Consider the following 18744-nt stretch of genomic DNA (forward strand, 5'->3'; position numbering starts at 1 on the left):
AACCCGTAAACCCCACCGCGCCGGAGTGCGCTTGCCAGATGCAGTGGCTGCATCACGATTCTTGCTATCCAAGCTTAACGTGAAACTTCCTACCGAGTGGCGATACGCTAATTCTCATTGTGACTGATTCATCCGTTTCGCGCCCGCTTCTCCACGCGAGCGACCTCATCGGCTGCCGCTACCGGCTGAGCCTCGACCTCCGCGAGGGGCGGCTAGTCGAACCTGCTTCTCACCATGAGCACCGCTTGCCGACGTCCATCGCGTCCATCCCCGGCCTGTACACAGTGGCCTCGGGACCGGACGCTCACCTGGATACCCTTGAGGCCATCGCCCGCGGAGAAAGCGTCATCACCGGTGGCGTGCTCATGCATGAGCGTCCGATTCCCGGTGGGGTGTACTCGGGAATCGACGAGATTTGCCACCCCGATCTGCTGGTCAAGGTCGATGATTCACCACAGACGACCTCCCCGACGTATATGCCGGTCCTGGTTGTCACACGGCACCTGCTCTCTGCGCGCAAACCGGGCCGGCGGCGTAAGCCGTCGTCAAGCAATGTGGCGCGTGCGGCGGCGATGCAGGTGCGACTGCTGGGCGTTGACCGGCTCGGGCGTGATGGCGTGATGGGACGGACCCTGCGTCAGGCGATGGTTGTCGCGGACGAGTGGAAGCTACGGCATTACGGACCCGATGCTGTGAAGCTTGGGCAGGCAGCGGCGATACTGCACCGCCTGGGCGTGTCTTGTGGCCTGGTGGGGGCGATTAGTGCCACCGGGATGAACCTGGATACACGGCATATTGTCATTGCCGATGAAGGTTCGCGCGTGGCCTCGTACCGGATGGCGTTGCGGGATGCGCGTGATGCCGTCGCTGCCACTCAGGGGCGACCGTCACGGTTTACGCCAGGCACCTGGCCGCTGGCGCCACGGCGCATCCGGGAGTGCCGAACCTGCCGTCACCACGACCTTTGCTTGGATGAGCTGACCGCAAGTGACGATATTTCCCTCCTCCTACCTGGCGATAAGTCCATGCGGTTGCGCAGTGTGGGCATCGACACAGTCACGGCACTGGCGCAGGCCAGTACCAACACTCCGCACGTCAGCAAGGAGCAGGTGTGGATGGCGAGGGCGCGGCTTGCCGACGTCGACGCGCTCCGGGTAGCCGCTAAGACATCGGCCCCGCGTGGCGATATTGAGATGGATATCGATATGGAGGCGTACCCCAACGATGGCGCCTACCTGTGGGGAACGTGGGTGCCTGGGGAGGACTACCGCGGGTTTATCACCTGGGAGCCACCGGGGCCAGAAGGGCTCGGTGGCACGGCAGAGGCCAGGAACTTTGCGATTTTCTGGGATTACCTGATGCGTCGTCGAAATGCGGCGCATGAACAAGGCAAGACCTTCCGCGCCTATTGCTGGGCGGCAGAGGGTGAGAACTATTGGCTGCGTCAGAGCGCCACCCGGTTCGGCGGCCAGGAATTTGTGGTGCCCGCAGATTCGGCGGAGCTGGCTACAGGCGATGCGGCTGGTTCCAGTTCCGAGGCAGCTGGCCCGACAAAGATTGTGCGGGTGCCGACCCGCGAAGAAGTGGACAAGTTCATTGCCTCGGAGGACTGGGTGGACATGCTGAAGGTCGCCCGTCGCCAGATCCTCTCCACCGTCGGCATGGGGCTTAAAGTCGTGGCCCCGTGGTCGGGCTTCCACTGGCGCGACGCCGATGTTGACGGCGAGGCATCGCTGGATCTGTATCGCATTGCGACGGTCACTGACCTTGACTTTGTCTCGGAACAGTCCTTTGAAAAGCTCACGCAAGCCGAGGCTCGCGCCATGCTGCTGCGCTACAACGGCGATGACTGCCGATCGGTAGCCCACGTCCGCGACTGGCTGGATTCACAGCGCGCGGCCGCGGACCTGCCGCATGGGGATGACCTGCCGGTTCCTTAGCGCGCTAACCACGCGCCCACGTGCCGCGCCGGGCGAACTTAGGTGAGACCTTCTTCATCGCAGCATTGCGAATAATGGCCGTGTTCTTGCGGGCTAACAGCAGCAGCTGCTGTGTGCGCTCGGCACGGAATGTTGAGCGAGGAGAGCGGTGCACATCGCGGAAAAGCCGCTTCGTCGCCGCCAGCTGATCCGGCGAGCGTGTCGCCAGCTGTGCCAACTTCTCCTTGGACAGCTTGAGTGCAGCGTCCTCCGTGTCCACGGCCCACGTCGCCAGACCGATCTCAGTTGCTTCCTTGCCGTTGAGTTCTTCGCCAGACATGGTCAGCCAACGTGCAGTATCGGCGCTGACCTCATCGAGGATGGTTCGCATACCGGACATATCCGGAATCAGTCCCCACTTCGCTTCGAGGATTGACCACTTGGCATCGCTCGTAGTAATGCGGAAATCAGCACCTAGTGCAATCTGTAGACCACCGCCGTAGCAGTGCCCATGCACCGCCGCAATGACCGGCACCGGCAGGCCTCGCCAGTCCCAGCAGGCGCGCTGGAACAGGTTTGTGCCGTGGATATCGGGGACGAATGAGCGCAGGATGCGTGAGGGCTTCTTAAATGCCGAGGCGAAATCGAGTCCAGCGCAAAACGATTTGCCCTCGCCACGTAGGATTACGCCACGCAGATCACGGTCAGCTGCCAGTTTCCGGGCGACGGCGGACAGCTCGGTCAGCATCTCAAGTGTTAGACCGTTGAGTTTGTCTTCGCGGTCCAAACTGACGACAGCGATTTTCGCCGCCTCTGAATCAGCTACGGCGAGGTGTTCATAGGCGACGTTGACATTGTTGCTGGTGTTCATGGGCACTAACGCTAAACGACGGCTACGTGTGCCACCCGGGAAATACCAAAAGTGGTCTCAAACAAGACATAAAAAACCGACCCGCTGAGGGTAAGCCCCGTCAGCGAGCCGGTAAGCCATCTTTAGCGCGCGGCAGGGACGCGTAAAAAGCTACGCGCTGTTAGCTGAAATTACTTGGCAGCTGCGAACAGCTCTGCAGCGTAATCCCAGTTGAAGACGTTCCAGACAGCCTTGACGTAGTCAGCCTTGACGTTCTTGTACTGCAGGTAGAAAGCGTGCTCCCACATATCCAGCAGCAGAACCGGCTTCAGGTTGATGGACAGGTTGCCCTGCTGATCAGTCATCTGCTCAATAACCAGGCGCTCTGCAATGGTGTCGTAACCCAGAACAGCCCAGCCGGAGCCCTGCAGGCCCAGAGCAGCAGCGTTGAAGTGAGCCTGGAACTTCTCGAAAGAGCCGAAGTCGCGCTCGATAGCCTCAGCCAGCTCACCGGTCGGCTGGCCGCCACCGTTCGGGGACAGCAGCTTCCAGAACAGGGAGTGGTTGGTGTGGCCACCCAGGTTAAAGGCCAGGTCCTTGGACAGGCCGGTAACAGCTGCGAAGTCGCCGGACTCGCGAGCAGCAGCGAGCTTCTCCAAAGCAGCGTTGGCACCATTGACGTAATTAGCGTGGTGCTTGCTGTGGTGCAGCTCCATAATCTCGCCGGAGATGCGCGGCTCCAGAGCGTCGTAAGCGTAATCCAGCTCAGGAAGTTCGTACTTAGTCATTAGGAAAATTCCTCCTCAACACGCTTTTAGGTTGTGCCGTCGATGGTACTCAAGATGAGCGGATGCGCAACCATTTAAGCAATACAATTAATGCGAAATTCGTAAAAAATGCTGTTCAGAGGTATCTGTCACAAGTTTATGAACGTGGCGGCTGAATGCGGCGAATCCATTTACTCACGCGCTTGAAGCGCATTCCGGCCGCGCCACCCAGGTCGTCGTCAAGCGGAATGTCGAGAATGGAAGCCCACGTGGGCAGCATTTCTTCCTCGTACCGGTGGCCGTGACCACCGGGGACGGTGACGGAGGCGAGGCCGTCGATAAGCACCTGCCAGAAGGTGACGAACGGATGCCAGCGCATGGAGGGGAGAACATCGCGGCCGACGCGCTCTGCAAGCCAGTCGGGGCGGCGCCAGGCCAGTGGGTAATCCCACCAAACGATGGGGTCAGAGGCATGCTGCAGGAATGCGACGCGCGGGAATTCCCACGGCCCGAACTTGGTGCCATAGAAGGAGTGGTACAGCTCGTCGGGGCGCGTAGCGAAGCGGATGTTTCGCCCCTCGTCGATGACTGGAGCGATTTCCGGAGACCCCTTTGTCCGACGGTGCGTCAGCTCTTTCCACATTGCGGAGAACTGTGGTGCGCCCGTCCAGACAGCACCGTCGACGCGTGCGAGCATGTCAGCGGAATTCTCGAATGCGCCGAGACCGCCAAACCCGCCGAGGGATTCACCGGCGACGTAGACCTTTGGACGGTCGTTCTCCGGCATCTTGTCGACTTCCTGCAACACCCGATGGATAAGGGTGTGGCCAGCCGCGATTGGGGTTTCGTGGTCCGTTAGCCATGCCACTGGGGAGGGGAGGTCAGAGTACTGCAGAGCGACAGTGGCGCAGTTGCCAAGGGTCAAGAACTCTGCAGCCTGCGCCGACCACGGTGGCACCCAACCGGTGCCGGTGGTGGTGAAGACAACCAGATGATCACGCCGGAACGCGCCGGTGCGGTGCATCTCGCGGATGATGAGCTCCGCCTGTTCCCGCAGAGAACGACCTGGCACCTTGCCCGCATAAATGCGGATGGGCTCCTGCAGTTCGGAGAGCGGCTTGCCGGTGACCGCTGCCAGGTCGCGGGCACGGGGGCCTTCGGCGACGAAGACGCGCCCCTCGGCGCCGAGTGCGTGCCACGGCTCCAAAGACCACGGGCTACCGGAACGCTCTGGCTCCCACGGCTGCATGCGGCCGGGAACGACCAGCGTGTTCAGGTATCGGGACTTCTTGGCGATGGACTCCAAAGTCCGACGGATAAGCAGTCGGTCAATGCTGGCGGCCACGGCACCACCGACGATGGCACCACTGAGAACCGGGGCGAGACCGCGCGGCAGCCAGGGGCGGAGGTTGTCCCGCAGTAAGTCATAGCCGCGATTGGCCAGCGCGGAGAGCCCCCGAGTGGTCAGGTAGAGACCACTGGCAATCATTGTGGAGGCGAACTGGCTGCGTGCGGATTCCTGCTCATCCTTGCCCACCAGTCGGCCAATTTCGCGCTGCTGGGAAATGGAGCGCAGCCACAGCGCCGCGGTGGTGGCCGTGGTGGCAACATGCCAGGTCACGGCCAGCGCGCGCTCGTGGCGAGGTGCCGGCGCAAAGCGGCTGAGCGGAGTGCTGGCCAGACGCCGCATCGTCGTGTTGTAGCCATAGCCGATAGCCACCCCGGTGACATGGCCCGCCAGCTGTGCCAGGAAGGTCACAGTAACGGTGGCGGTCCGAGTACGCGGCATCAGCGAGGGGCTAAAGGCAGCCCATGACGCAATTTCTGCACCAATTAGACCGGGGTTGGAGGGGATGCCCGCCCGCAGTGCGCTGCGGATAGTGCCAGGGCCGGTACCTAGGAGGCGTTCGCGAAAGACTTTGGTAGCCATCAGACTGCCGGTGCCGACTGCGCCCAGCGCTTTGGCCATGCCAGCTGTGCCAGCGACTCCTGTAATTCCCGTTCGCGCTGCTCGTGCAGCTCGCACTGTCCTGGTGGTTTCGATTGACTGAGCTACAGGTGTGTTGCCCGTAGACGCAATCGAGGGCGCAATCGAAGTAAATGCGCGACGCAGGAATCCCATAACTCCCATCATGGCAAAATTTTTTCCACGGGGTTTATTCATCCCGCGCCAGTTTTCCGCACAAAGCGTAGCCTGTGGGGTGTCGCAACGTTTTCCGAATCGGTTGAGAAGGATCCGAGGGCTATGAAGCTATCCACAGGAAATAAGGTCGTGCTGATCGGCGCTGGCGACGTCGGCGTGGCATATGCGTACTCACTGGTCAACCAAGGCACTGTCGACCATTTGGCAATCATTGACATCGACGAAAAGAAGACGATGGGCAACGTCATGGACTTAAACCATGGCGTCGTGTGGGCGTCGTCGCGCACCAAAGTCACTCAGGGCACGTACGCCGACTGTGACGATGCCGCGCTGGTAGTCATCTGTGCAGGCGCAGCACAAAAGCCCGGCGAGACTCGCCTACAGCTGGTGGACAAGAATATGAAAATTATGAAGTCCATCGTCGATTCCGTCATGGCCAGCGGTTTTGATGGGCTCCTACTGATCGCCTCCAACCCCGTCGACGTACTCACATACGCCGCGTGGAAGTACTCCGGGCTGCCACACAACCGTGTCTTCGGCTCCGGCACCATCCTGGACACCGCACGTTTCCGTTACATGCTGGGTGAATACTACGATGTTTCCCCGATGAGCGTGCACGCATACATCATTGGTGAACACGGCGACTCCGAGCTGCCGGTGTTGTCCAGCGCCAACGTTGCAGGCGTCAGTCTGTCCAAGCGCCTCGCCGCCGACCCCGCGCTTCACGACGAGCTGGAGGACATCTTCATCCGAACCCGTGATGCCGCCTACGAGATTATCGATGCCAAGGGCTCCACTTCCTACGGAATCGGTATGGGTCTGGCCCGCATTACGCGCGCCATTTTCCAGAACCAAGAGGTAGCTCTGCCGGTCTCCGCATACTTGCAAGGTGAATACGGTCATGAGGACGTGTTCATCGGAACACCAGCCATTGTGAACCGTCGAGGAATTCGCCGCGTTATCGAGCTTGAGCTGGACGAATACGAAAAGAAGCAGCTGGACAAGTCCATTCAGACGCTCCGAGATGTGCAGGATCCATTCTGGAAGTAACTGCTGGTAGCGAGAGTAGATGTCTTCTCGACATGCGCTTTCGGCCGTCTCATTTGAGAATGAGAATGCCCACCTTCTATTGGCCCGCGTGGCCGACTCTGGCCAACGCTTCGTCTTCAACACAGGAGTGCCTTCTCTATGGCAGCGCAGAGCCCTCAAGACACAGCAACTGACAACACTGAAAGCGGCGCGGCCGTACCGCGTCTGGATGACCTCATCAGCAAGGTCACTGATCTGATCACAGAGTTGGACGACGTCTCGGTGGAGGCTTCTGCACTGCTCGCAGAGGTGCCGGAAGAGCGCCGTCGGCACGCGGAAAACCTGCTGCACTACGCACACCTGCGCACAATTGACATCCGTGAGCTGCAAAACAGCTTGCACGACCTCGGCGTGACCAGTCTGACCACGGTGGAGACTTTCACCCGGGGGCGCCTTGAGCTCGCTCTCAACGCGCTGTTGGCGCTGGCGGGGCGCACCTCAGACATCGATGTCGCCCGCATTATTGCCGACGATGAGCGCGCGGATATTGCCCTGGATAACAACGCCACCGAGCTGTTCGGTCAGGAGCGCGCGGATGTCACTTCGCACATTATGGTGACCCTGCCCGCCGAGGCCGCCGACGATGCAGAGTTGGTGGAGAGCTTCGCTGCCGCTGGCATGGATCTCGCTCGCATCAACTGCGCCCACGACGGCCCTGAGCAGTGGAGCCGCATGATTGACAACGTCAATGCTGCAGCTGAGAAGGCCGGTCGCCGCATCTTCGTGTCCATGGATCTGGCTGGCCCGAAGCTGCGCACGGGTGATATCGAACCGGGGCCGCGTGTGGGGCGCGCCCGTGTTGTGCGTGACGACGCCGGCACGGTCATCTCCAAGTCCAAGATTTGGCTGACTCCACGGCTGGATGAGCACCCCAAGCCAGCTCCGAGCGATTTGCCGGGGCGTCCCGCACTGCCGCTGGAAGCAGATCAGGGGTGGTTGGAACAGCTGCAGCTTGACGATGTCATTACGCTGCATGACTCCCGCTCGGCGAAGCGTCACTTCACCGTTGTGCGCATCGACACCGACTCCGAGGGCGAGATCGAGGCTGTCCTCGCCGAGGGGGAGAAGAACGCTTGGATCGCCGAGGGCACACACCTGCGCAGCAACTACGAGGTCACGCGCGCTGGTGGTGTGCCACCGACCGTGCAAAAGCTGCGCTTCCACACTGGGGATGAGTTCATTCTCACCAGTCGCGAGGAAATCACCACCATTCCCCGCACAAATGACGAGATTCCTCGTGTCTCCTGTTCGCTGCCGTCTGCTGTGGCGGCTCTGAAGCCGGGCGATCCGGTACTTTTCGACGACGGTGCACTTGGCGCTGAGGTGGTTGAGGTCTCCGAGACGTCGTCAAGCGAAGATAGTCACGTCGATGCCCGGCTGCGTGTCCTGCGTACGAAGCCGAATGGTCAGCCGCTGGCGGCGCATAAGGGCATCAATCTGCCGAACACCGACCTGCCACTCAATTCGCTTACCGACGAAGACATTGAGCACCTGCGCTTTGTGGTGGAGCATGCGGATATTGCTGCGGTGAGCTTTATTCGCACGCAGGGGGATGCTGAGTACGTTTACAAGGTGCTCGATGAGATTGCGGCGGAACATGAGGCTGCGGGCCGCGAGGACCTGGCGTCGAAGGCTCGGAACCTGGGTGTTGTGCTGAAGATTGAGACTATTCCGGCATTCCAGAATCTGCCGGGAATCATCATCGCCAGCATGAAGCGCGCCAAGTCCGGTCTGATGATTGCTCGTGGTGACCTGGCTGTGGAGCTGGGCTTCGACCGTATGGGTGAGGTCCCAGGCCAGATTCTGACGCTGGCGCAGGCAGCCGGTGTGCCGACCATTCTGGGTACTCAGGTGCTGGAGAACATGGCCAAGGCCGGCCTGCCGTCCCGCGCGGAGATTACCGATGCGGCCTTCGCCCTGCGTGCCGAGTGCGTGATGCTGAACAAGGGGCCGCACATTACCGAGGCCATCGCGATTTTGAACAACCTGGCCCGGAAGATGGGACGTTCGCAGCGTAAGAGCCGCATCATGCTGCGGAAGATTCGCAGCTGGTCGGACTAGTGGCTGGGGTAGGGGCCGGGCTAGTTTAGGTAGGTTAGGGGGAGCGCACCTAAAAACACCGTGGGAGAAAAGACTGCGGAAGAAGCCGGCCGCGCGTAAGAGAGGAGCCCTGCGGAAAATGTCTAATGAACAGGCAGAAAACGCGGGGTGGGCTGTGCCGCCGCAGTCTCCAAAACAGCAGCCACAGCAGTCCCCACCTCAGGTGGTGCTGCCACCGCAGCAGAGCTGGCAGCCGACTGTCTCGGATTCGGCCATCACAGGTGCGACGCCGCGCTGGAAGGCCGATGAGATTGTTCGCAAGCGTGCGGACAGCGTCTTTCGATGGGCAATGAGCGGCGCTGGAGTATTCGCCGCATTTACCGTATTCATCTGGATGAGCATTCTGAGTCCAGGTCAGGATCTGGTGGTTTCCCTCCTCGGCGAACTGGGAGCATGGGCTTTCGGTCTCTGCGGAATGGTTTCCCTCATTGGGCTGGGTTTTTCGGTCTACAAGACCCTCCAGGTGCTGCGTGACCGCGCAACGTATGCCCGCCCACTGCTGTCGCGCACGGCAACGGATGTGCGCACGATGCACATGTGGCCAGTGCGCAACATCACGGGACCCGTGGTCGCGTTGGCTGAAACAGGAGTCACTGCCGTAATGGGGCCAGGTCGCTTTATCTGGTATCTGGCCTGCGTTTTGTGGCCACTTGCAACGGGTTGGTTTATCGCTGCCGACGTGTCCAGGACGTACTTCCAGGCCGGAATCATCACTGTTTTAGCTTGTGTGACAACTGCCCTTACGGCTCGGCTACTCCGCTACGTGTTGGCTCCCGAGGAAGTGCATCGCAACATTCCCGTTGGGGCAGGTCGCGAGCGCACCCAGCCCGGTTTTTGGTCCAAGGGCTTCATCCCCAGCGAAGCTACCGATGAACAGGGGGAGGCGGGCGCAATGGCCGTCGACAAGCAGCTTTTCGAAGGAACGGCGAGCGAATTCGTCGACGATTTTTATAAGTAGCCCAGGCAGTCGCGAATTACGGACTGCGAATAGGTATTCTGTGGCCTTGTGGGAAAGAAATCTCGTAAGAAGAATAATCAGGCCCCGGAGGGCATGAGCCGCCGTCAGGCGAAGCTGGCAGCCCGCGCTGCTGAGCGTGCAGCGTTGCTGGGCAATCCGCGTCCGTTCAAGGACTTCGACGAAGAGGCTGACATCGTGGCTGTCCGCGAGTTCGCTCCGGCTGTGGTCATTCCGGTCACGGTCGCTGACGCTGAGCGTGACATCAAGCTCTGCACCGTGCTGCCGGGTGGCGTAGCCGCACTGACGCGTGCCGCTGACCAGGGCAATGAGGCTTTCGTCGCGCTGCAGACGCAGGCTCGCACCAATGACGGCGCTGCGGATCTCTCCCGTGCGCTGGCATGGGCTTGCGATGCAGAGCCGGGTCAGCAGCTCTCCGCCGCTACTGACGGCGAAGCTGCACCGCTTACCGACGTCCTGACCGCCGTGGATCTCGACAACATGGAGGTCCACCAGGACTTCGAGTGGTGGATTCCCAAGGGCATTGAACGCACCCCGATGATCGAGCAGAACCTGGCCGTGGCTAACGACGCGATTCTCCCGTCATACCGCCTGGATGCGAAGGTCGCTGGTGCTGTGTGGTGGATTGATCCGGGCGAGCGCGCCCACATCCGCTGGGTGCGTCGTGAAGATGAGAAGCCGCTGCTGGATGCCTTGGCACGCGTGCACGCTGCGGACAACCTCTCGCTGGGAGAGGGCACGAAGTTCGCCGGTGTCTTCCGTACCGATGGCGTGCTGGTGCCGGTCTGGGACCTGGATAACACCAAGCCGCACGACCACTGGATTGCTGCCGTGGAAGAGGCCGACAAGCGTATCGCTGAGGCGCTGGCCAGCGAAGAGCCGCTGACCGCCGAGGAGCGTAAGTCCCGTGAGACCATCGTGTCCCGTCAGGTGACCATTCGGAACTAGGTACCTAGACAGCCTGGCGGAACTGGTTTAAGAACTAACGCGTGTGGCTCAGCGAAAAACTGAGCCACACGCGTTAGTTGCCTCTAAGTTATCTGAAGCAGTTTTAGCTACTCTCTTGGCTATCTCAGCTCCGCAAAAAGTGTTGGCGCTTCGATTTCGTCCCAGAGCAGCACATTGCCCGCATAACCGGTATCCATGGCGCCTGAGGTGGGCACGGTAAGAGAATCGGAACCGAAGAGCATGCGCAACATCAGCCAGGTCAGATGCCAGACGTGGTCACCATCGCCGACGAGCACGGCCTTAGTGCCAGCATTGGCCAGGCGAATCCAGCGGTAGGGGTTGAGCCATACCGCAGGTGACTTCAGCCGTCCCATCAGCGCACTCATGAATTCACGCTGCCGCTCTACGCGGTCCAAGTCTCCCTGGGCGGTAGCACGCGTGCGCACGTAACCCAGGGCACTCGCGCCATCGAATTTCTGGCAACCGGCCTGAATATTCAGGCCTGCCAGCGGGTCGTCGATGGCTTCTTCAGGGCACATTTCGATGCCACCGACAGCGTCGACGACACCGGCGAAACCGCCAAAGCCAATTTCGGCGTAGTGGTCGATGTGAATTCCAGTGTTTTTCTCTACGGTGTCGATGAGCAACTGGGGGCCACCAAATGCGAATGCCGCATTGATCTTGTTTTTGTCATTGCCCGGGATATCCACGAAGGAGTCACGCGGGATACTGACCAACTTCGGCTTACCGAACACCGGAATGTGGGCAATCATGATGGTGTCTGTGCGCTGGCCGAAATCACCACTGCCCGTCGATAGCTTGGCGGCATCTTCCTCTGACAAGCCCGTACGAGAGTCCGAACCGACGAGCAACCAGTTGGAGGACATCGTATTGGCAGGGCGATTTGCCAGACCTGAGAACGCGTCGACCCTGGTCAGGCGGATGTCAACAAGTGCCATCGTGGCGACAAGGAAGATGACGACAACCAGGATGATGGATTTAAAGCGCAAGCGTGGCAGCCGCATGCGTGGCATGCGGAAGCTCGACCTGGCACCGGCTCCGCCACGACTGCTGCGGCGTCCACCACGGCCAGAACTCGCTGTTTGTGGGGCACTGTAGTAGTCCTGCGACGAACCCTGCGAGGAAGATTGGAAATCCGCATCCGGGTTATAGCCGGGTGGAGGAAACCGCGGATCGCTGCCAGCGCGTCCGCTACCGGTCCGGTTCATCGGTGGACGGGACTCAATGCGCGTTTCGTTCAGTGGCGCCTGCCGACGTTCTGGTTGCGGCCTAGACCTGCGTGGAGGCATAGGCGCTGGGCGGGCTGCCCCTGCCCGAGAAGGGCGGTTCGGGCGGGGAGGGATGGGGCGTCGTGAAGCGCCACGCGAATCGGCCGCACGGGAGCGAGCATGCTTCGGCGACGCCTCGTCCACACGGCGGTAGATGGGGCGACCATAGCGATCTTTGAGCGGCCTGCCGTATCGGTCGCGGGCAATGCGCGAGTCGTCGAAGTTGCCTTCCATACCAATTAAGAATAGGCAACGACAGTGCACTAAGAGAACCGAGACAGCAATACAAGTATTGGTAGCGCTGGCGTTACCCTGCGTGCGACGTGCTGAAAGGGTTTGGGACCGAAGAAGAATATGCTGGAAATATGTCCGCAATGAACCAGAACTACGAACGTGCAGTCAACGAGTCGGATGTTTATGTCAAGAGCCGACATGGTGTTCCTCGAGGGTTCTTCGCCTGTGAGGCGGCGGGGCTGGACTGGCTGCGCGAGGGCGAATCTGACGGTGGTGCGCGCGTCGTGGATGTGCTGGGCGTGAGCGGGCATGCGCTGAAATTGCGTCGAATTGAGTCGATGGCGCCGAATCCACAGGCAGCGTACGAGTTTGGAAAATCGTTGGCTATTACCCACAATCTGGGCGCCGCTGGCTGGGGTGCCGGCCCCGATGAGTGGGAGGGGCACGGCTACTTCGGTCCGCTGGATCAGCCACTACAGATGGACCTGACTCCACGGGAGAGCTTCGGTGAATACTGGGCGAAAGGACGTCTGCTGCCCACGCTTGGAAAGTTGGAAAACTCCTACAATAACCGTCAGCTAGATATCTTTGACCAGCTCATTGACCGACTCTTGGCTGGAGATTTCGACAACGAGCCAGACGCTGCGCGTGTCCACGGTGACCTGTGGTGGGGAAACCTCATGTGGGATGCAGACGGCGCGATCCTGATTGACCCCGCGGCACACGGCGGAGCCCGGGAGGAGGATCTGGCACTGCTGGCGCTATTCGGGGCAACGCACTTCGACAAGATCTTGCGTGGCTACGAATCTGTACATCCCCTGCCGGATTTCGCCGAGAGCTGCGAACTCCACCAGCTCTACGCGGTGCTCATGCACGCGGTGCTATTTGGTGGCGGATACGCCGGACAGGCAGCGGCAATGGCAGCGAAGTACGTGCGTTAGCTGGCGTTAGCAGCCTCCAGCACGCTAGCGATCTCCAGTAGCTCTGCCTCACCGCAGTGCACCGCACCGATGTTGACGCTGGTGGCGGGGAGCTCCGCGTTGGGTGTGCTGCCGCTTGTGCCCGGCACAGCAATTGGCACGGACACGCTTGCCCACCCAGTCAGATTCCACAGCGATAACCACGGAGTCCACCGGGTTTGCTCGTCAAAGTCCTCCCACGGCGCCAACGCAGAGAAATGCCCAATACGTGGCGGATCAAACGCCAGCGTTGGCGTAATCACCGCATCGACTTCCCAACGCGATCGAATCGCGCCGGGCAGAGCCATCCGCTGCTGATGTGTCGCCGCCGCCTCCGCTGCGGAAGTCTCCTGGCCACAGGCGCGAATCCACTGCACGATCTCGGAGTAGTCCGCGCGCGGTAATTTCGTGGCCATTCGCGTGATGGTCCGTCGAAAGATCTCGAACACGTCCGGACCTGCCGGGTCATAGGGGCTGGGCACTTCCACCACCTCATACCCGGCGTCGGCAAGACGGTCAGCCGCCGCCCACACACCGTTTGCCCAGCGCTTATCGACGTCCACCTCAGCATGAAACGGGCTGACAGTGACACCGATGCGAAGGGGGCGCTGGGACCGTCGGAAAACATGCGAGGTTGCGGAAAAGGGCACCCCGGCCAGTAGCGCTGCGTCATCGACTGTGCGAGTGAGAAAAGCGGGCGTGGAGAGATTTCCACCCGCAATATCGTGTGCCGGTTTCAACCCAACGAGGCCACAGCAGGCGGCAGGCACGCGGATGGAACCGCCACCGTCAGAGCCCAGAGCTGCGGGAACGACACCAGTTGCGACAGCTACTGCGCTGCCGCCCGAGGAACCACCGGGAGTGCGTGGCGCGGTATCCGGCTGATTGGGCAGCTGATTGGGCGCGGCGAAATAGGGGTTTTCCGGAGCCGGGTAGCCAATCGGCTCGGTGTAGGCCGTCATCCCAACCTCGGAGGTGTGTGTAGTCGCCGTGAGGATGGCGCCGCGAGCCAGAAGTTTCGCCACGGGTTCCGAGGTTTCGGTGGCGGTGAAAGCCAAGTTGGCGGAGCCCATCGTGCATTTGACACCGGCGATGGTGAATAGGTCCTTAATCGCCACTGGCAGTCCCAGGAGGTCACGCGGGAGGCCGTGGCTAGCGCGCCGGGCGGCCTCTGATTGAGCAGTGAGGCTGCGTGCACGGTCGACAGCGTGCTCGGCCAAGGACGTGGCAATACCGAAACGGGCGGGATTGGTTGCGGCGTCGTCGGCAAGCGTGGCGAATTCCGAAACGATCTCCGATACCGAGATTGCGCCACTGCGCACGGCTTCAGTGAGGGCGCGGGCGGGCATCTCGGAAGAAAAGGTCATGCAATAAGTGTAGAAGCCCTCTAATCTGAGCTTATGACGACGGTTACTTATTTGGGTCCTGCGGGCACATTCACCGAGCAGGCGCTGTGGGACATGGCGCGTGCTGGCGAGATTGATCCGGCAGGGGAATCTGCGGTCAATGCGGTGCCGGTGGATAGTCCCGCGGCCGCGCTTGGAGCCGTGCGCCGAGGGGAAGCGGACTTTGCCTGCGTGGCTATCGAAAGCAGCGTGGACGGTCCCGTCACACCAACTTTTGATGCCCTCGCTGCTGGGCCGGAGCTGCAGGTTTTCCGTGAAACCGAGGTCGGGGTGGTCTTCTCTATCCTGGTCCGTCCCGGTACGACGGCGGAACAGGTGCGTACTTTTACGACACATCCTGTGGCGTATCCGCAGGTCAAACAGTGGGTGGATGCCAACCTTCCGGGCGTGGAAGTTCATCAGGCCAGCTCCAATGCGGCGGCGGCTCACCAGGTCGCCGAGGGCACTCACGACGCTTGCGCTGCCCCGGCCCGCGCGTGTGAGCTGCTCGGACTTGAGGCGCTGGCCACTGAGGTCGCCGACGTGCGCGGTGCCCGGACCCGTTTCCTGCTGGTGGGGCGCCCTGGTGTGCCGACGCCGCGCACCGGTGCCGACCGGACCTCGGTCTCCTTCACGCTGCCGAACCAGCCCGGCACACTGATGCGCGCCATGAATGAGTTCGCAGTGCGACAGGTCAACCTCACCCGCATCGAGTCGCGGCCGACACGCGAGCTCTTCGGCCTCTACCGCTTCTACATTGACTGCAACGGCCACGTTGATGATGCACAGGTTGCGGCGGCTCTCGCGGCACTGCACGAATACGCCGAAGACCTGCGGTATCTGGGATCTTGGCCGGTCGCTGAGGGCGGTCGCCGCAGCATTATGACCCCGCCGCCGGATATCTCCCAGTCAATTGAATGGGTCGACGCGCTCAAGGAAGGACGAAGGTAAAACATGACACCCGCCGCGCCCGAAAATCCAGTTGGACAGCTGCCTTTCCTCGATGACCGCCCAGACCGCCCTGAATCTGTCATGCCGGTTGATTCCCAGCGCATCATTTTCATCCGCCACGGGCAGACCACCGGCAACATCAACCGCCGCCTGGATACCGCATTGCCGGGCGCACCGCTCACCGACCTCGGTGTGAGGCAGGCGCGCAGTCTGGGACGTCTTTTGCTTCCCGACGTCCACAGAATCGGTGACATTGTCACATCCCATGCCCTGCGTGCACGCCAAACTGGTGCAGGCGCGGTCGCGAATCTGCACCACCTGGGAGAGACTTCCGTTCGCATCCGCCATGAGGGTGGTCTCCACGAGATTCAGGCCGGCGACCTTGAGGGGCGCAATGATCGCGATGCGCACATGGAGTACATGCGCGCCTTCTACCAGTGGCTCAATGGGGAGCTGGAGTACCGTCTTCCCGGCGGTGAATCCGGTGCTGACGTGCTGAACCGATACCTGCCGACGCTACAGCAGCTGCTGGAGCAGGCAGGAGCGACAGGTGGTGAATCCAAGGAGTCCAGGGAGGGCGGCAGCAAGGATGTCGTCATTGTCAGCCACGGCGCGGCTATTCGTCTGATTGGGCAGTATCTGACCGGGGTGGATCCGGAATACGCACTGCGACACCGCATTGCCAATACCGAGCGAATTGAGCTGGTTCCGAACGCAGCGGCCGTCGGCAAGCGTGCTGGCATTGAACCGCGCGCGTGGGATGTGCGTCGCTGGGGCGACAGCGAGTTGCCCTAGAAGAGAGCGAAACGGCGACCGTTACTGCTGGCCCTCCTGAATCTCACGGCGCTTCTGAGCTGCCAGGCGTAGGCGTTCCGTGCGACGCTTGGATTCCTCTTCGTTGATTTCGTTGAGGAGCTCTTCTTCGTCATCATTGATGTTCAAGGCGGCGCGCCCGATAAGGGCAACGGCCGCAGCGACGATGAAGCCGAGCCACGCGTTATCGATATTGGTGGCAAACATCAGAACGATAGTGACACATACGATAACGCCTGCAGCAGAATCAACAATGTTGAGCTGGCGGCCCTTTTTCATCAGGTTTTGCAGCTCTTGATCGACACTTTGATGCTGCGGATTAGCCGGGGTGCCCTGTGAACTCTCGGGGGAGACCTCAGCGGGCAGGTCCGCGAAGAGAGTTTGCAGTTCCGCCCGAGTTTTAGCGGAAGCAGCACTTTCGGCGCGTTTGGAGAACTCATCGACATCCAAGTAGCCATCAGCGAAATGATTGCCGAGACGCTCCATGGCAGCGTTGCGCTCCCTGTCGCCGACCCTGATTTCTGGCTTCTCGCTCGAGTTGTCGCTCATGGTTATTAAGGCTACAGGGAAGAAGAGGGGAGGGGACAGTATCGCGAGAGGAACGAGACCGTGCACGGCGGGACAAACTTATCCGTAGCCGAGTCGGTCCAGATCCTCCTCCTCGAGGCCGAAATAATGCCCGATTTCATGCAGGAGAGTGACCCGAATCTGCTCCACCAGCTCCTCTTCGGTGCGGCTGATGCGGCAGAGCATGTCGCGATACAGGCTGATTTGGTCAGGCGGACCCCAGTGGTTGTTAGAACGCTCGGTCAGAGGTATGCCCTCGTAGAGGCCCAGCAGTGTGGGTTCGTCGAGGTTATACGGGTGGACCTGGATGATGACCTGATCGAGCTGGTCGAGAAACTGCGTGGGGATGCGGTCGATGGCCTCATCGACAAGTGCATCGAACCGCTCCGGGCTAACGTCAACCATTTATGGTGCTGCCTCGCAATGTCCTCTTGTTTTACTGGCCGATTGTTCTACTGTCCGGCGGGAGCGACTGCGTTATCCGCAGCGCCTGCTCCTGCGCCAGGACCGTCGGCACCGACCTCACCGACGTCACCTGTGCCAGCGCCAGCGCCAGCGTCACCCTGCTCCTCCCGCAGCGGATTGCGCGGTGGCGGAGCTACGGGCGGCTGGCCGTCGATAGTGAAGGACGCGTTAGCGTGGCCGTTGAGAGTGGAGAACCCGCCCTGGCCATTGTCCTTAATCAACCAGCAGTTCACACTGCGCGAGCCGGCATTGAGCGACTCCTGCGACAATGACGTCCAAAATGGCAGTAGCGTGGAGTTATACAGCGGGTCGTCACCGCCGAGGTAATTCTGCGCGAGAGTCACACACTGTTCCGCGAGCACATCATTTTGCTCCTGGTCAGTGGGGACGTTGTCACCGAAATGGTCGCGGAGATTGACAACTCCCGTCGACTCCATCAGGTGATCTTCCACGCACGGCACCTGGCGGATGGCGCCGTTTTCGTCCAATGTCACGCAGCGGCCGCCCTCGAACACGCGGGACTGGTCCTGCCCGGCCGCAGGACCGGACATGTGCGCCGTGTTGCCGTCTTCATCGACGACCTGGATACCGCACAGGAAGGTTCGGTCACCCTTTTCCCACTGGCTAGGTGAAGGAATGATCGGCGCCGTGATAAATCGACCGTCTGGATCGTACTGGCCGCCCAGGTATTCAGTCACAGTGTTGCGACACACGCCATTTTGCAGAGCCACCAAATTGTCCGCTGTCGGGTAGTTGGCAGTTTTGGCGTATTGCCCCGGATGTTCCTCGTAATCGGCGAGATTCAGTTTCTTGGCGACCTCATAAGCGTGCGGCTGCTCACAGGGCACGACGCGGAAGTCAGAAACATTCAAATCTTCTGCCAGATTCCAGTCCAGACAGTTGCCCGCGGTTGCGCTGGTGAACGCCGTCGTCTCCTTGTCGACGATGGTCGTCGTTGTCGACGATGACGCGCTTGCCGACGAACCCTTGCCCCCAAGTGGCCCACTCGGTGGCTCGATGACTCCCGCTTGCAGCGCGAATGCCATTCCCGCGGCGCCAACCAGCATTGCCGTCGACAAAGCGCGCATTCCCCAGCTTCCACGGGAGTTATTCGAAGCGTTGGCATCGTTGCCGGCTGCGGAGGATGCACCAGCGCTGGCATCTGCGCCAGTACCTGCACCGGAGTCAGTGTCTGTGGCGGCAGCGTGCTCGCGATCCTGGTTCATATTGTCATCAGCCATAGTGACCCCATTGTGCACCGCCAATGAGCCTGTGGACAAGGTAACGCT

Annotated in this window: 16 protein-coding genes; 8 read left to right on the plus strand and 8 right to left on the minus strand. The window is 60.9% G+C overall.

From position 1 onward, the window contains the following. Positions 1-119 precede the first annotated feature (119 nt). Positions 120-1940: a ribonuclease H-like domain-containing protein gene (locus HMPREF2849_RS00610; RefSeq protein ID WP_070429928.1), complete on the plus strand. Its 1821-nt coding sequence runs from the start codon at positions 120-122 to the stop codon at positions 1938-1940. Positions 1941-1944: 4 nt separating this feature from the next. Here the strand turns inward: HMPREF2849_RS00610 and HMPREF2849_RS00615 are convergent, their stop codons facing one another. From HMPREF2849_RS00615 to HMPREF2849_RS00625, 3 genes are all read right to left on the minus strand, one after another. Then, positions 1945-2790, minus strand: a complete 846-nt coding sequence (locus HMPREF2849_RS00615) for a crotonase/enoyl-CoA hydratase family protein (RefSeq protein ID WP_070862439.1) — start codon at positions 2788-2790, stop codon at positions 1945-1947. 170 nt (positions 2791-2960) lie between these two features. Then, positions 2961-3557: a superoxide dismutase gene (locus HMPREF2849_RS00620; RefSeq protein ID WP_016421679.1), complete on the minus strand. Its 597-nt coding sequence runs from the start codon at positions 3555-3557 to the stop codon at positions 2961-2963. Positions 3558-3693: 136 nt separating this feature from the next. Further along, entirely contained in the window at positions 3694-5670 is a 1977-nt protein-coding gene (locus tag HMPREF2849_RS00625; protein WP_016421678.1) for an alpha/beta-hydrolase family protein, read from the minus strand. A 111-nt stretch (positions 5671-5781) separates the two neighbouring features. On the opposite strand from HMPREF2849_RS00625, the gene HMPREF2849_RS00630 reads away from it, so the two are divergent. The 4 genes from HMPREF2849_RS00630 (at position 5782) to HMPREF2849_RS00645 (ending at position 10792) form a co-directional block, all read left to right on the plus strand. Then, positions 5782-6729, plus strand: a complete 948-nt coding sequence (locus tag HMPREF2849_RS00630; RefSeq protein ID WP_016421677.1) for an L-lactate dehydrogenase — start codon at positions 5782-5784, stop codon at positions 6727-6729. Positions 6730-6867: 138 nt separating this feature from the next. Next, positions 6868-8829: a pyruvate kinase gene (locus HMPREF2849_RS00635; RefSeq protein ID WP_083327246.1), complete on the plus strand. Its 1962-nt coding sequence runs from the start codon at positions 6868-6870 to the stop codon at positions 8827-8829. Positions 8830-8947: 118 nt separating this feature from the next. Continuing rightward, on the plus strand, positions 8948-9826 hold the full coding sequence (locus HMPREF2849_RS00640; RefSeq protein WP_070851807.1) for a hypothetical protein: 879 nt from the start codon (positions 8948-8950) through the stop codon (positions 9824-9826). Between the two features lie 48 nt (positions 9827-9874). After that, complete coding sequence (locus HMPREF2849_RS00645) at positions 9875-10792, plus strand: DUF5926 family protein (RefSeq protein WP_070429924.1); 918 nt, start codon at positions 9875-9877, stop codon at positions 10790-10792. A 119-nt stretch (positions 10793-10911) separates the two neighbouring features. Here the strand turns inward: HMPREF2849_RS00645 and HMPREF2849_RS00650 are convergent, their stop codons facing one another. Next, complete coding sequence (locus tag HMPREF2849_RS00650; RefSeq protein WP_246815149.1) at positions 10912-12315, minus strand: LCP family protein; 1404 nt, start codon at positions 12313-12315, stop codon at positions 10912-10914. Positions 12316-12446: 131 nt separating this feature from the next. Here HMPREF2849_RS00650 and HMPREF2849_RS00655 point away from each other — a divergent pair, with 131 nt between their 5' ends. Beyond that, positions 12447-13256 carry a fructosamine kinase family protein gene (locus HMPREF2849_RS00655; protein WP_070862440.1) on the plus strand — a complete coding sequence of 270 codons (810 nt, stop codon included), beginning with the start codon at positions 12447-12449 and terminating at the stop codon, positions 13254-13256. On the opposite strand, the gene HMPREF2849_RS00660 is transcribed toward HMPREF2849_RS00655, so the two are convergent. Next, the gene (locus tag HMPREF2849_RS00660; protein ID WP_070862441.1) at positions 13253-14641 is read right to left on the minus strand and encodes an amidase; all 1389 of its coding nucleotides are present in this window, start codon (positions 14639-14641) and stop codon (positions 13253-13255) included. The genes HMPREF2849_RS00655 and HMPREF2849_RS00660 overlap by 4 nt on opposite strands. 33 nt (positions 14642-14674) lie before the next feature. Between HMPREF2849_RS00660 and pheA the strand changes: the two genes are divergently transcribed. Both pheA and HMPREF2849_RS00670 read left to right on the plus strand, forming a co-directional pair. Continuing rightward, the gene (gene pheA, locus HMPREF2849_RS00665; protein WP_070429921.1) at positions 14675-15610 is read left to right on the plus strand and encodes a prephenate dehydratase; all 936 of its coding nucleotides are present in this window, start codon (positions 14675-14677) and stop codon (positions 15608-15610) included. 3 nt (positions 15611-15613) lie between these two features. After that, positions 15614-16405: a histidine phosphatase family protein gene (locus HMPREF2849_RS00670; RefSeq protein ID WP_070862442.1), complete on the plus strand. Its 792-nt coding sequence runs from the start codon at positions 15614-15616 to the stop codon at positions 16403-16405. Between the two features lie 21 nt (positions 16406-16426). On the opposite strand, the gene HMPREF2849_RS00675 is transcribed toward HMPREF2849_RS00670, so the two are convergent. From HMPREF2849_RS00675 to HMPREF2849_RS00685, 3 genes are all read right to left on the minus strand, one after another. Beyond that, positions 16427-16972, minus strand: a complete 546-nt coding sequence (locus HMPREF2849_RS00675) for a DUF1707 SHOCT-like domain-containing protein (RefSeq protein ID WP_070862443.1) — start codon at positions 16970-16972, stop codon at positions 16427-16429. Positions 16973-17050: 78 nt separating this feature from the next. Further along, complete coding sequence (locus HMPREF2849_RS00680; RefSeq protein ID WP_038626990.1) at positions 17051-17395, minus strand: metallopeptidase family protein; 345 nt, start codon at positions 17393-17395, stop codon at positions 17051-17053. 47 nt (positions 17396-17442) lie between these two features. After that, the gene (locus HMPREF2849_RS00685) at positions 17443-18696 is read right to left on the minus strand and encodes a septum formation family protein (RefSeq protein ID WP_246822067.1); all 1254 of its coding nucleotides are present in this window, start codon (positions 18694-18696) and stop codon (positions 17443-17445) included. Positions 18697-18744: the final 48 nt, after the last annotated feature.

It is taken from the genome of Corynebacterium sp. HMSC073B01, from assembly GCF_001838255.1.
GTDB lineage: Bacteria > Actinomycetota > Actinomycetes > Mycobacteriales > Mycobacteriaceae > Corynebacterium > Corynebacterium jeikeium_D.

Excerpts from the sequence above, each read along its gene's own strand:
- HMPREF2849_RS00615 (WP_070862439.1), bottom strand. The coding sequence starts at position 2,790 with ATGAACACCAGCAACAATGTCAACGTCGCCTATGAACACCTCGCCGTA.
- HMPREF2849_RS00620 (WP_016421679.1), bottom strand. The coding sequence starts at position 3,557 with ATGACTAAGTACGAACTTCCTGAGCTGGATTACGCTTACGACGCTCTG.
- HMPREF2849_RS00625 (WP_016421678.1), bottom strand. The coding sequence starts at position 5,670 with ATGATGGGAGTTATGGGATTCCTGCGTCGCGCATTTACTTCGATTGCG.
- HMPREF2849_RS00630 (WP_016421677.1), top strand. The coding sequence starts at position 5,782 with ATGAAGCTATCCACAGGAAATAAGGTCGTGCTGATCGGCGCTGGCGAC.
- HMPREF2849_RS00635 (WP_083327246.1), top strand. The coding sequence starts at position 6,868 with ATGGCAGCGCAGAGCCCTCAAGACACAGCAACTGACAACACTGAAAGC.
- HMPREF2849_RS00640 (WP_070851807.1), top strand. The coding sequence starts at position 8,948 with ATGTCTAATGAACAGGCAGAAAACGCGGGGTGGGCTGTGCCGCCGCAG.
- HMPREF2849_RS00650 (WP_246815149.1), bottom strand. The coding sequence starts at position 12,315 with ATGGAAGGCAACTTCGACGACTCGCGCATTGCCCGCGACCGATACGGC.
- HMPREF2849_RS00655 (WP_070862440.1), top strand. The coding sequence starts at position 12,447 with ATGTCCGCAATGAACCAGAACTACGAACGTGCAGTCAACGAGTCGGAT.
- HMPREF2849_RS00660 (WP_070862441.1), bottom strand. The coding sequence starts at position 14,641 with ATGACCTTTTCTTCCGAGATGCCCGCCCGCGCCCTCACTGAAGCCGTG.
- pheA (WP_070429921.1), top strand. The coding sequence starts at position 14,675 with ATGACGACGGTTACTTATTTGGGTCCTGCGGGCACATTCACCGAGCAG.
- HMPREF2849_RS00670 (WP_070862442.1), top strand. The coding sequence starts at position 15,614 with ATGACACCCGCCGCGCCCGAAAATCCAGTTGGACAGCTGCCTTTCCTC.
- HMPREF2849_RS00675 (WP_070862443.1), bottom strand. The coding sequence starts at position 16,972 with ATGAGCGACAACTCGAGCGAGAAGCCAGAAATCAGGGTCGGCGACAGG.
- HMPREF2849_RS00680 (WP_038626990.1), bottom strand. The coding sequence starts at position 17,395 with ATGGTTGACGTTAGCCCGGAGCGGTTCGATGCACTTGTCGATGAGGCC.
- HMPREF2849_RS00685 (WP_246822067.1), bottom strand. The coding sequence starts at position 18,696 with ATGGCTGATGACAATATGAACCAGGATCGCGAGCACGCTGCCGCCACA.